This window comes from Maribacter aestuarii (assembly GCF_027474845.2).
Classification (GTDB): Bacteria; Bacteroidota; Bacteroidia; order Flavobacteriales; family Flavobacteriaceae; genus Maribacter; species Maribacter aestuarii.
Genome location: NZ_CP107031.2, coordinates 3029294 through 3042505, shown reverse-complemented (window position 1 = coordinate 3042505; position 13212 = coordinate 3029294). Strand labels below are relative to the sequence as shown.

At 39.2% G+C, this 13212-nt stretch carries 13 protein-coding genes; 4 read left to right on the top strand and 9 right to left on the bottom strand.

Translation table 11 applies throughout. From position 1 onward, the window contains the following. Positions 1-63: 63 nt before the first annotated feature. The 4 genes from N8A89_RS13890 to lptB are packed head-to-tail and all read left to right on the top strand — an operon-like array spanning position 64 to position 3021. Positions 64-1041 (top strand): KpsF/GutQ family sugar-phosphate isomerase, encoded by a 978-nt coding sequence (locus N8A89_RS13890; protein WP_430682006.1) that lies wholly within the window; start codon positions 64-66, stop codon positions 1039-1041. Continuing rightward, entirely contained in the window at positions 1041-1895 is an 855-nt protein-coding gene (gene tatC, locus N8A89_RS13885; protein ID WP_289644481.1) for a twin-arginine translocase subunit TatC, read from the top strand. Before N8A89_RS13890 ends, tatC begins: the two co-directional genes overlap by 1 nt. After that, positions 1879-2229, top strand: coding sequence for a carboxymuconolactone decarboxylase family protein (locus N8A89_RS13880; protein WP_289644480.1), 351 nt, complete (start codon positions 1879-1881; stop codon positions 2227-2229). Before tatC ends, N8A89_RS13880 begins: the two co-directional genes overlap by 17 nt. A 51-nt stretch (positions 2230-2280) precedes the next feature. Continuing rightward, entirely contained in the window at positions 2281-3021 is a 741-nt protein-coding gene (lptB, locus tag N8A89_RS13875; protein WP_281542779.1) for an LPS export ABC transporter ATP-binding protein, read from the top strand. Positions 3022-3040: 19 nt separating this feature from the next. On the opposite strand, the gene N8A89_RS13870 is transcribed toward lptB, so the two are convergent. The 9 genes from N8A89_RS13870 to N8A89_RS13830 all read right to left on the bottom strand — a co-directional run bounded on the left by N8A89_RS13870 (position 3041) and on the right by N8A89_RS13830 (position 13155). Next, the gene (locus N8A89_RS13870) at positions 3041-5443 is read right to left on the bottom strand and encodes a hypothetical protein (RefSeq protein ID WP_281542778.1); all 2403 of its coding nucleotides are present in this window, start codon (positions 5441-5443) and stop codon (positions 3041-3043) included. 50 nt (positions 5444-5493) lie between these two features. Continuing rightward, complete coding sequence (locus N8A89_RS13865; RefSeq protein WP_289644479.1) at positions 5494-7917, bottom strand: hypothetical protein; 2424 nt, start codon at positions 7915-7917, stop codon at positions 5494-5496. 261 nt (positions 7918-8178) lie between these two features. Then, a complete protein-coding gene (locus N8A89_RS13860; RefSeq protein WP_281542775.1) occupies positions 8179-8808 on the bottom strand; it encodes an arsenate-mycothiol transferase ArsC in 630 nt (209 codons plus the stop codon). Positions 8809-8865: 57 nt separating this feature from the next. After that, entirely contained in the window at positions 8866-9672 is an 807-nt protein-coding gene (locus N8A89_RS13855; RefSeq protein ID WP_289644478.1) for a DUF4198 domain-containing protein, read from the bottom strand. 71 nt (positions 9673-9743) lie between these two features. Next, positions 9744-10115 carry a DUF4345 domain-containing protein gene (locus N8A89_RS13850; RefSeq protein ID WP_281542773.1) on the bottom strand — a complete coding sequence of 124 codons (372 nt, stop codon included), beginning with the start codon at positions 10113-10115 and terminating at the stop codon, positions 9744-9746. Between the two features lie 5 nt (positions 10116-10120). Beyond that, positions 10121-11383, bottom strand: a complete 1263-nt coding sequence (locus tag N8A89_RS13845) for an MFS transporter (RefSeq protein WP_289644477.1) — start codon at positions 11381-11383, stop codon at positions 10121-10123. Then, complete coding sequence (locus tag N8A89_RS13840) at positions 11380-11856, bottom strand: GyrI-like domain-containing protein (protein ID WP_281542772.1); 477 nt, start codon at positions 11854-11856, stop codon at positions 11380-11382. Before N8A89_RS13840 ends, N8A89_RS13845 begins: the two co-directional genes overlap by 4 nt. A gap of 3 nt (positions 11857-11859) precedes the next feature. Then, complete coding sequence (locus N8A89_RS13835; RefSeq protein ID WP_281543285.1) at positions 11860-12390, bottom strand: GNAT family N-acetyltransferase; 531 nt, start codon at positions 12388-12390, stop codon at positions 11860-11862. A gap of 15 nt (positions 12391-12405) precedes the next feature. After that, entirely contained in the window at positions 12406-13155 is a 750-nt protein-coding gene (locus N8A89_RS13830) for a CDP-alcohol phosphatidyltransferase family protein (RefSeq protein ID WP_281542771.1), read from the bottom strand. Positions 13156-13212: the final 57 nt, after the last annotated feature.

Sequence of the window (13212 nt, the reverse complement as noted above, 5' to 3'; positions counted from 1 at the left end):
TTAAGTTTATGTAATTTTGTTATCTTAAAGATAAGACAATCTTTTAGGAATACAATCCATAAATTGAATAATACATTGACAGCTGCGAGCACGATTCTTGATCTTGCTAAAAAAACTATTGAAACCGAACGCGATGCCATTGGCCACCTAGCAAGTCTTTTGGACAACGATTTTGCGGAATCTGTAAACTGTATCCTAAAATCAAAGGGAAGAGTTGTTATATCCGGTATTGGGAAAAGTGCCATAATCGCCGCAAAAATCGTCGCAACACTGAACTCTACCGGAACCCCTGCCATATTCATGCACGCCGGAGACGCCATTCATGGAGACTTGGGTACCATTCAAGAAGACGATGTCGTTATTTGTATTTCCAAAAGTGGTAGTACTCCGGAGATAAAAATGCTCGTTCCATTGATCAAAAGAGGTAGGAACAAGCTTATTGGCATGACCGGTAGTGCAGAATCATTCCTGGCAAAACAAGCAAATTTTATTATTAGCACTTATGTGGATAGAGAAGCTTGCCCTAACGATTTGGCGCCAACTACGAGCACTACGGCCCAATTGGTCATGGGAGATGCCCTTGCCATTGTTCTTTTGGAGCTTAGAGGGTTCAGCAAATCAGATTTTGCAAAATACCACCCGGGTGGAGCTTTGGGAAAAAGGTTATACCTAAGGGTTTCCGATATCGTTCAGAACAACCAAGTGCCGAAGGTGCAACTACAGACGGAAGTGAAAAAGGTTATTGTAGAGATTTCGGAAAAGATGCTCGGTGTTACTGCCGTTCTGGATGGAGAGAAAGTGGTTGGGATCGTTACCGACGGCGATATAAGACGTATGCTGAACGACCATGATAATATTAAGGGGCTAACCGCAAAGGATATTATGACATCCAATCCCAAAACCATTTTGGTGGATACGCTTGCCATAACCGCATTAGAATTGATGCAAGCAAAAGGAATTTCCCAATTATTGGCAATGGACAAAGACCAATATGTTGGCGTAATTCATCTACACAACTTAATTAACGAAGGTATTTTATAATGGCTAAAAAAACCAGCGTACCACACAACGAAATGTCTTTTCTTGACCATTTGGAAGAACTTCGATGGCATCTTATACGCTCCGTACTGGCAGTAGTCATCATCGGTATAGTGGCCTTTGTATTTAGCGGCTTTATTTTTGATGTTATCATTTTTGGTCCTTCACGAATGAATTTTCCGACGTATGAATTTTTCTGCAAGGCAGCGACTTATATTAATATAGAATCGGACTTTTGTAAGGACAAATTACCCTTCACGATTCAAAGTAGAATGATGTCCGGTCAGTTCTCTGCAGATATCTGGACCGCTATTTGGGTTGGCATTATAGTCGGTTTTCCCTATGTTCTATGGGAATTATGGAAATTCATCAGTCCAGGTCTACATCCCAACGAAAGGAAGCATTCCCGTGGGTTCATTTTAATAGCGTCGATCCTGTTCTTCATGGGCGTCTTGTTTGGATATTACGTTGTTGCCCCATTATCCATCAACTTTTTAGGTACGTATCAGGTCAGTGAGATAGTGCTAAACGAGTTTGACTTAGATTCCTATATAGGAACTGTAAGGTCTGCAGTACTAGCTTGTGGAATACTTTTTGAACTTCCTATAATTATTTACTTTTTGACCAAGGTCGGTCTGGTCACCCCGGAAATCATGAAAAAATACCGTAAAATCGCTCTTGTTATTGTCTTAATACTATCTGCGGTAATTACACCTCCCGATGTCGCTAGTCAAGTGATAGTAGCGATTCCTGTATTGATACTTTACCAAGTGAGTATATTTATCTCTAAGCGTGTTTTGAAAAGCGAAGCAAAAAGAGAAGCCAAAAAAGCCAAGAAGAATGTCAAACCCAGTTGAGGAATTTAACGCCTATCGTTCTCGGATGAACGATAAATTATTATCGGACAATAACAAGCTCATCAAACGGATTTTCAACCTAGACACCAATGCCTACGCTCCCGGCGCATTGGATGTAAAGACCAAGGAACTACTTGGTCTAGTAGCCTCTGCGGTACTGCGTTGCGATGATTGTGTAAAGTATCATTTGGAGAGCTCGCATAAAGAAGGCGCAACCAAGGAAGAGGTTATGGAGACCCTGGGCATTGCCACTCTTGTAGGGGGTACCATTGTAGTGCCACACTTAAGGCGGGCCTACGAGTACTGGGAAGCATTGGAAACTAACGAAGGTTAAATAAGTTATAAAACCTTTTTGGACCACTGAAATAAGGTTAGATTTGAAAAGATGAAGCTACGTGCTGAGAACATAATGAAATCCTACCGCGGTCGCCGCGTGGTGAAGGGTATTTCTCTGGAAGTGAACCAAGGGGAGATTGTAGGGCTTTTAGGGCCAAATGGTGCCGGTAAGACCACCTCGTTCTACATGATTGTTGGGTTAATTAAGCCCAATGGCGGAAACATTTATCTTGATGACATGGAAATCACCAATTTTCCCATGTACAAAAGAGCTCAAAACGGAATCGGGTACTTGGCACAGGAAGCATCCGTTTTTAGAAAGCTAAGCATTGAAAAGAATATTTTAAGCGTGCTACAATTAACAAAATTGAGCAAGAAAGAGCAGCTCATGAAGATGGAATCGCTCATAGAGGAATTTGGTCTTGGCCATATCCGTAAGAACAGGGGCGATTTACTTTCCGGTGGAGAACGAAGGCGAACGGAGATTGCCAGGGCTCTTGCGACCGACCCAAAATTTATATTGTTAGACGAACCATTTGCAGGGGTAGATCCGGTGGCCGTGGAGGACATTCAACGTATCGTTGCGCAACTCAAGAACAAAAATATTGGTATTTTGATTACCGATCATAACGTACAGGAAACCTTAGCCATAACGGAACGCTCCTACTTGATGTTCGAAGGGGGTATCCTCAAATCCGGTATTCCCGAGGATTTGGCAGCAGACGAAATGGTACGAAAGGTATATCTGGGGCAGAATTTTGAGCTGAGAAAGAAGAAATTGGATTTTTAATCTTTTTCAGGCAACACTTTTACTGACTGGAGTTCAACCGTATTGTTTTCCTTGTTGAAAACAAACTGCCATCGTTGCCCATACCCTCAATAAATATTTCAAATTCAGTCCGTCCCTTACTATCAAAATCAAAATTAGCCTTACCATTTTTATCTAAGATAATATTGGGTTCCCAATGAACGGTCCCAAAATTAACAAAAGTATCGTCCGTAAAACTGCTGTAATTAGGAACATAAAATTCCTTAATCGCGCTAAACCCTTTTACAACGGTGTGTCTAAAAAACTTAGAATCTTTTTTATCATAAACACTGTCCTCATCGCTCCAAATCCTTCGATATAATCTTATAACCCCACCGCCGGCCCCAGGTTCAGCATTTCCAGATCTATCAATAAAGTAGCTGCTTATTTCCGTGGTAAAAATATCCTCTAACATATTAAAGTCAGGCTGATAAAAATCATCTATATATAATGCTGGACTTGTTCGATTTCTATTACTGGTAATTTGAATTCTATCATAGCCTACGTTGGGAGTAATTACAACCCTGAAACCATTTGAGCGAATAATATCTATTACCGACGGATACATATTCTTTATCTGTTCGGTTACTTTGGTCATCCGACGTTCACTGACAAGTGGGCTGGTTATGTATTTATCTTTCTTTTTCTCCTCAACAATGACTGCTTCGTCCAACGCTATAGTTTTGGGTGGCAATATAAAGTTATCCAGATTATACGGTTCACTACTCTCAGAAGTAATAATTTTGAAATTATCTCTTTTAGGATTATATATTTTATCGGTCGTCAGTCCATTATCTAACTTTACATATAAATTTGGTCTTGACAGATTTCCTTTTGAATTGAAAGTAGTGAATTGTAATTCATCACCTTTTTCCAAATAATAGTCCTTTACAACAAACTCGTCAGACCCTTGGTCAATTTCAATCATTTTAGGGTCTGGCCTATCACCAACATACAACAATAGATTTTCCTTTCTTCCTAATTCAAAATTCAGCTTGCCATATATTTCCACGCCTGACCTAGAGCTATACTTTTCAGAAGGTGGCTCAGCGAACACATTGCTCCAATCATATCTGGACCATCCCTGAGTAAGCAGCAATAAATCCAAATCATTTTCCTTCTCAGTTGACATTTCAGTGAAATAATAAGAAGGATGTTCAATATATCCCTTTACATAAGGGCTAAATAAAAATGTGCTCAGAATATTCTTTTTGTGCTGGTATGCTAGCGTACCCAAGGGTAGAATGGAAACACTTAGAAACTGTAAACTATCAGATTTTTGCTTTTTAAAAAGTGTTAGTTGAACGGAGTCCTCTTGTACCATTTTTAAGGTCGTACTAAGAACATCTTTTTCAAAGCCGTTGGAATTAAAGACCAGCCGCTCCGTAACAGGGTTGCCCTCATCATTGACCAAGGTTACTATATTCATCCTCGGATGCAAGTCCTTAGCATGCAAAATATAAGATACAAATGACTCATCTGGCGGAAAAGTTATATCCCTATGTTTAAGTAGCCCATCCCTATGAAATAATAGTGAAAATGGTTTATTCCCAATTTCATTTCTGGTTAAGTCATTCGTACCTAAGGAAATAAGTATTCTGTTACCGGTAAGCTTTTTGATAATCATCCCTATTCCCCTATCCTCTATTTCCGGTAGCAGAAAGCGTACTTTATTGCCCGCATCATCAATTAAACTAGATTGATAGTTTTCTTCCTTTTTCGGTAAAAAATTAAACTTAGCTAGACCAAATTTGTTGGTCTTAAAACTAGCGACCGTATCCCCCGAAACTTTCACTAAATAACCTTTGAAACCTTGAATCCCTTTACCTGATTGATCTAGCACCTTTACCCCAACAGTTGCCGGGACACCGTCTATCAAATGTCCCCCTTCCGGTAAGAACTGAACGTCAAGGTCGCCCTTGCCACTTTCCACAACGGATTCAGCCCCTTCTATAACTTTGAACTGTTGCACATAGGAATCGTCCTCTTTGAAGTTTCGCATCCAACTAGTAGCGGCTCTTATAAAATAGAGCCCTGGATTAAATGTTGAATCCACCATGATTTGTCCTTGGAAAATTCCGCTTTGACTGATGAAGAGCTCCTTTTTAATCTGATTGCCACTGGAATCATATACACCTACATAGAGGTTCGTAGGTTCATTAAATGGAGTACCCTTCGATCGATTGTACAGATAACCTTTAAACCAAATTTCTTCACCTTTTACATATACACTTTTATTTAAGTGCATGAATACGGAGGTTCTTGGCAAACCGAAATAATCTTCGAACGCAGGTTTTATCTTTTGTTTCACACTTACGTTCTGGGAATACACGTAAATTCCTGAACAAAGGGTACTCGCGAAGAGGAGGATAAACATTTTCTTTAAAAACCAAAATCTTCTCATTTCATCTGTTTAGGTGTTTACCCTTTTTTAAGCTTTTTTGAGCGACATTCTTACTGACTGGAGTCCAACCGTATTGTTTTCCTTGTTGAAAATAAGGTGCCATCGTTGCCCATGCCCTCAATAAATATTTCAAATTCAGTCCAACCCTTAGCATCAAAAACAATAGCAGCCTTACGGTTATCTATTACCATATTAGGTTCCCAATGAATCGTTCCGAAATTGATAAAAGCTTCGTCTGAATAACTTCTGTATTTGGGAACATAGAACTCCTTAATGGGGGTAAAACCGCTTTTTAAAGTATAGGTGAAAAAATTGGGGTCCGGGGTGGCATCGCTATAGGAACCTATTCCAGATTCCCCTCTTTCTCCAGTATAGACCCGAATTACGCCACCAGCAGCTCCAGGCTCACCGTTTCCTGACCTATCTATGAAATAACTTACAATACTTTCAGTAGGAAAATCTTGTAAAATGTTAAAATCTGCATAAGGAATATCGTTTACATACAAGCGTGGCGATGGAGGTGTAAGGGAAAACCTGGAAGGCCTTTTGGAAGTAATCCTAATTCTATCATATCCAGTATTGGGCATTTCCCATATATTAAAACCGCTGGATCGTATCAAATCAAGCAATTGTGGATAATTACCAACAGTTTCCTTAGTGACCAGAGTCAATCTGCTTTCATCAATTATGGGGCTCGTAAAACGTCTCTTTTCTTTCTTTTCTGTCACAATTACCTCTTCTAACTCAATCGTATTTTTTGGCAGAATAAAATCCTTTAAACTATACCTCCCGATTCCTCCAATAATATCTATTCTATGATTTTCCCTACGAGTTTCATAAACCTTATCAGCAGAAACACCATCGTTTATCCTCATATAGAGATTTGGTCTGGACAACCTTCCATTGGCATCTACCACCGTCATTTTGAGCTCGGTGCCCTTCTCAAAATAATAATTGTCCAATTTAAAATAATCCTGTGCGTGTTTAATATCAATCTTCTTAGGCTCCATGATATCTCCAGGATACAGTATTAATTCATGATTTTTAGGTAACTTAAAATTTAGCTTGCCATATAAATCTACCCCCGTCTTAAAATCATAGGTCTTTACCGGAGGATTATCAAATATGTTTTTCCAATCAAAGCGAGACCATCCTTGGGTCAGTAAAAGTAGGTCCAAAGCATTTTCCTTTTCTGTTGAAGTTTCCGTGAAATAATAAGAAGGATGCTCAATAAATCCACGTACATAGGGACTCAATGAAAAGGCACTTAAAATATTCTTTTTGTGCTGATAAGCTTGTGTGCCCAATGGCAAAATCGAAGCGCTTAGAAATTGCAGACTATCCGAATTTTTGTTGTTGAAAAGAGTAAATTGAACGGAGTCCTTTTCTAAAATTTTTAAGGAACTGCTTAATTTACCATTTTCAAAACCATTAGAATTAAAAACTAACCGTTCTGCAACGGGATTGCCCCTATTATCGATCAAGGTTACAATATTCATTCCCTTGTGTAACTCGCTGTTATCCAAAATATAAGAAACATAATGTTCTTTTGGCGGAAAATTTACTTCCATATTTTTTAGGAGTCCGTCCCTATGTATCAGCAGGGAATAAGATTTATTACCAATTTCGCTCCTCGTCACCGGATTTGTACCCAATAATATCATAATACGACTAGAAGAAATTCTTTTGATTAACATTCCTATACCCTTTTCCTTCGTACTAGGAAGTAGAATTCTTTCTTCATTGCCGTTCCCATTTTTTATATATGCCGTGTAGCGCATATTTCTCTTCGGAAGTAAATCAAACTTGGCAAGACCAAAACGATTTGTTGTAAAACTGGCAATGCTATCACCAAATTTGTTTTTTACATGTCCCTCCATGCCATTGATACCGTACCCCAATTCATTCAGAACTTTGACACCAACGGTGCCTTGGACCCCAGCTACCAAATGCCCCCCTTCTGGCAAGAACTGAACGTCAATATCACCTTTACCATTTTCCACAACGGATTCAGCCCCTTCTATAACCTTGAACTGTTGCACATAGGAATCGTCCTCCTTGAAGTTTCGCATCCAACTGGTTGTTGCCTTTAAATAATAAAGTCCACCGGTGAAAGTTGAGTCTATTATGATCTGTCCCTGGGAAATTCCGTTTTCACTGATGAAAAGCTCCTTTTTAATTTGATTACCATTGGAATCATAGACACCGACATAAAGGTTCAAAGGCTCCTTAAAGGGGATGCCTTTCAAGCGATTATATAGATAGCCCTTGAACCAAATCTCTTCACCTTTCACATAAGCACTCTTGTTCAAATGAAGAAATACTGAGGCTCTGGGCAAACCGAAATAATCCTTAAACGCTGGTTTTACCTTATTCTCTACACTCATGTTCTGGGCATCCACAGATGTAGAGTAGCAAACAATAGTTACCAAGAGAAAAAATAACGATTTCTTAAAAAAACAATGTCCTTCCATATAATCAGTCTTCAGGTAAAATACGCAAACCTTACTAAAGATAAGAACTACAACTCGAAAACCAAACAGCGAGCCTTAGACCTTTAAGTATAAGTAACTTTAATAATTCTACCGTTCAATCTACTATCGGACAAAAAGCATTCTTTGATATAAACCAACTCAAATCAGACTAATGAGGAATTAAAATAATTAATTCAAGCCGCAGCTTAATGCTGGCCTAAATAGTTAATCCTAAAATATGAGTTCCTTGAATTGGCCCAATCATCTTATCCTCGAAAAAACATAGTACAACTGAGTGGCAATTTCTAAACTCCGTTCTTCATATTTTTTTATCTGAGAGGGAGTACCATCAAATGCCTTAGGATCATCAAATGTGAAGGGTATTCTTTTTTCAGCACCTGTAATAAAAGGACAATTTTCGTCAGCATGGGAGCAAGTCATTACTGCAGCGAAATTTCCGGAAGGATTAAAAGAATGGTCATAAGTTTTTGAAAAACCAATGCTGGGATGGATATTGGGCGCATATTTGATGCTATAAACAGGATTGTCTCCTACCGATAAGTTCGTAATCTCAAAACCTGTTGTTGTCAAAATTTCTTTCACCGTGGGAAATACGGCGGTAGCCTCAGTGCCGCCGGAATAACAATTGACCCCCTTAATACCAAAATGAAACGCCAAGGTTTGAGCCCAAATTTGGGACAAATGACTTCTTCTGGAATTGTGGGTACAAATAAAGTTTAAATTTATGATCTTCTTAGCATCCCGTTTTTCTTGAATAAATTCAATTAATGCTTGAAGGACAGGTAATCGACTGTCGGCTATCGTGCTTGTATCCAATTGTTCTATTTGAAGCTTGACAGCTTCAAATAACTGACTGTTTTGTTTTCCCATGCCATAAAAATACAATTTGCATGGCTTGGACTAAAACTTCTAAAAAAAGGCTAACGATTATTTAATTTCAAATGTTAATGTAGCCCAATTAGATTCATAGTCTACCGTGTCGCCAGATTTTTTTTCCATATGTATTGTCGCTATATACCATTTCCCTTTCGCCGTTGGCCTAATGCTTAAGAACCCATTTTCATTGGTTTGCGTAGAATTTTCACTGTCATGTGCATCCTGTCCTGGCATACTAGTACTGTAATGTACAATGTGATTGGCCAAGGGCTTTCCATCACGGAGTAATTTAAAAGCAACTGCATCCCCTAATTTAATTTCATATGGATTGTTCAAAGGCACGAATTCTATTGGATAATTTAAAGGCTTCATAAAATCTATTGACCTTACGTCTCCTACTTGTAATAGTGCCTTCACGTGTTTAGAATATCTTTCTTTTGCACCTTTATCCATTAGTTTCATTGCTTTTCTGTCCGCAATTGTGGTTTCTAAACCTTCATGATCTAAATATTCGTTAAACGCCTTTGCATCCATTTCAAGTACTCTGGGAAGTGTGGAGATTCCGGCAACGTACGTACCAGTACCCCCGGTATTTATGTTTAAATAAGTAACCTTATCCTTATCCGTGTAATGTTTTTCGCTAGGTTCAAAAAGAAAATTAGGCCCTACAATTTTGGCATTCACGATACGATCCCGAGTGATTTCATTTTCACTGGTATCGAAAGTACCGTTGAACAGATAAAGCTGGGAGGCCGCGTTTGGCTGTAAAAAATGTGAGTCCGTTTTTAGGAACAATTCGTGCGACATGGAAATATGGGCTATTGCAACTAAGGAAAATAATGCGCCAAGTCTCTTCATGATTTCTGTGTTTAGGTTTATTCTATTTACGACGATAAATTACGTAAGGTTTTATTTTGAGCCAAATAATATCAATTGTACTTTTTTAGATTGTACAATCCCCAAGCAAAAAACAAAAGCTCTAATATCAAAGCTGGGGTAAACAAGGATAATATCCCGTCAAAAACGGTACTCACCATTCGTCCAAATGCGATTCCTCCCATAAAAAGGATATTACAAAGCGTAGCGGCTTTCCAAAAATCCTGCTTTGTTGCCCCTATCAACCAAAAAACACCAATTCCGATATATATGCCCATTACCGCCCTTAGAATATTTTTCAACTCCAAGGCGTTCGCTTCAAAGTCAAAAATCAAAGGCATTAAATACGAAGGATAGCCGCCATATACTAATCCTGCCAAAATAACTATGAAGCCCGATAATAGAAGATGAAGGTTTTTGCTCAAATCGATTATGCTTTTTTGCGATACAAACGGAAGTAAAACCAAGCCGCTATACCCCCGATAAAGGAAAATACGGCCAACATCCAAAATACATGCTGGTGTCCAACCGCCCCAGGAGAATTCTCTAACAAATATCCCATGGCAGGACCAGCAAAAATATCTGGCGTATACCCAACGAGAGAAATAAGACCAACTGCCGTTCCTGTGAGCACGAGAGGGATTCGTCCGCGTTCCATAACCGCAAAATAGAGCGATCGTGCTGCATATACGCCCGTTGCTACCACTAAAATTGAAAGGAAGAATAGTGCGGTTGCAGATGATGAAATGATGCCCGTTGCAAAAAGTAATGCCCCAAAAAATGAAATTGTAAAACTTACCACCAACCAATAGGTCGTTTGAGAACGGTCCGCCAAAATTCCGATTCCTACCCCAATTACCGGTCTAATAAATAACAAGAACGTACCCACTTGGGCGGATTTTACCTGATCGTACAACATGACGTCCTGGGCATAAAGGGAAAAAACATCGGTTATTTTATAGCCTACGTAAGCACAGAGTATTATTACCATCAATAATCCAACAGCGGGTAGCCGCAGTACTTCCCTAAGTTGTGAAACCGTGATTCTATCTAAAATAATGGATTCCTCTACTGTTTTATCCAACCGCATAAATGACCATACAAAAATACCGACCAAGACCACTATTGCGGAAGAAATAAGAATGACATAGCGGAACGCCTCCCGACTTTCCGCGATTGTAGCTTCGGCGATTTCAGCAGTGATAAAAATGGAAAAAATAAGCACACCCATTGCGCCGAACAAAGCACCTACCAAACCACGACCTCCATCCAAAAAACCGAACGCCTTGCCTTGTGAGCTTTCACCTCCCCAAACCCTGGTCGCCTTTATCATGGCCGCCCAGAATAAAAATATGGTAGTAAAACCCCAATAACCATATAGCACTTTTAGAACTAAATAGCTCGGGAAAGTAGCATATACCAAACCACCCAAAGCTGTCATCCATAGCGCTACCGCTATCAGTTTTCTTGGGGGGAATTTATCCGCTAAGGGACCGCCAAAAAGATAGGATACCAAAGCCACGATACCGTATACCGAGAAACAAAAGCCTAACTGCACGTTGTCCAGTCCAAAAACTTCTAGCACCGTTGGCCTGAAGACTCTGGCGAGTACAAAGGGAAGTATAAAAACACTCTCGCCTGCCAAAATGAGTAAAAAGAGATAATACCATGGTGCTTTTTGATTTTCGCTCATACTTGTTTTATGGGAATCCAAATTTCTTCTTCAGAATTAGGGTCATCGTTCTTGTATTTCTTGCCTAAAACTTCAAAATGGGGACGGTCATCCAATTCATATGTTGAAGAAGGTAGCCACTGGTCATAAATATATTGAAAAATAGTTGGGTCAGCACTAGAACCTTTATAATCAAAAACTGCATATGTCCCACCTAATAAGGTGAAGGTTTCCATATTTCCAGGCACGGCAGCAAAATTAGACACCTCAACAGCGGCCCATTTTTGAAATTCACGTTTAGGATTAAAAATGGTATGATACGATTGCGGATAGATTTGCATAGAAATAAAATCCGAGCCTATCCTGTTTTGGATTTCCTTCCTTCTAGGCATAAAATTACTCCATAGAATTGCAGTCAGATTATTCACCAAACTCATCTTCATCTTTTGACCAATAAGTTTCTTTTCTTCTAAACGAATTATTCTAGGTGTCATCTCCTAAGCCTTTGTATCAATTTGAAATAAGCATACCGGGGCTTCCTTATAATGCTCGGGTAAGGTATCCGTATTTTTTAGATTGAACATACCCAAAAAATCAAATCCTGAATTCGTATAGTGTTGAATAAGTTTAGAGTTGTTTCCTAAAGTATCTAGCCGTATAAATCTTATTTCCTTCTCCTCGGCATACGCTTTTGCCCAAGCCACAATCTTACTCACAAAGTTCTTTCCTCTAAAATCTGGATTCGTGGCGATGCGATGGATGTATATTGCCGAATCAGCATTGCGTTCTTCCCAAATCTGCTCATCGCTAAACGTGATGGCCCAAACGCAGGCCACAGCACCACCAAGCAACAACTTAAACTGACGCTTTTCCCAAATTTCTGTTTCCACAAGTTCCCTTTTAAATTTTGGCCAAACCACTACCGTTTTCTTGGTTTTTTGATATTCCGATGCGATGCCGTACAAACGAAAGATTTCGTCAATATCTTCTAGGCGGGAGTTAGTGATGCTTATAGATGGAGAAACCATAGTTTTCAAATTTCCCTATTCTTTAGCTGTGGTTAATTGACTTCCCAAAGAACTCAACACGTAGAAAAGAATAATGAAAGGTATTGCAAGAAATTGCATGGTGACCAAAAGCACCAAGGAAATAATCAGGAATATATAACGTAACGCGTTATCCTTAAAACTCCAATTTTTAAATTTAAGGGCGAATAAGGGCAAGTTACAATTGAGCAGAAATGCACTTAATAAGGTCAATCCTATCAAAAACCATTGATTCAAAATAAACTCGTTCAAAATGCTATTGCTGTGATAAAATAAAATGAGTGGTAAAGAGAGAATCAATAGTGCGTTAGCCGGAGTAGGCAAACCGATAAAAGAGGAGACTTGATTTTCGTCCAAGTTAAATTTTGCCAGGCGGTAGGCTGAGGCCAATGTGATTATAAAACCTGTGAAGGGAATCAAGGAATCAGCCCCAAAGCCATTTGGATGCAAAAGTGATCCCGTTTCCAGACCCCATCCTCCGGTTTGTGACATGGCCAACAATTGAAACATCACTATCCCAGGAACCAAACCACTGGTCACCATATCGGCAAGGGAATCCAATTGCAGACCTAAATCACTTTTTACGTTGAGCATCCGCGCTGCAAGTCCGTCGAAAAAATCAAAGAAAATTCCCAATGCCACAAATAGCGCAGCCATTTCCAACTGATTCAATACCGCATAGACCGTTGCAACACAACCACTAAAAAGGTTTAAAAGGGTAATGAAATTGGGTATATGTTTGCGCATGGTTGGCTTATTTAAATGTATCCTAAAAATAATACAATTCATTTGGTTATCGGTTAA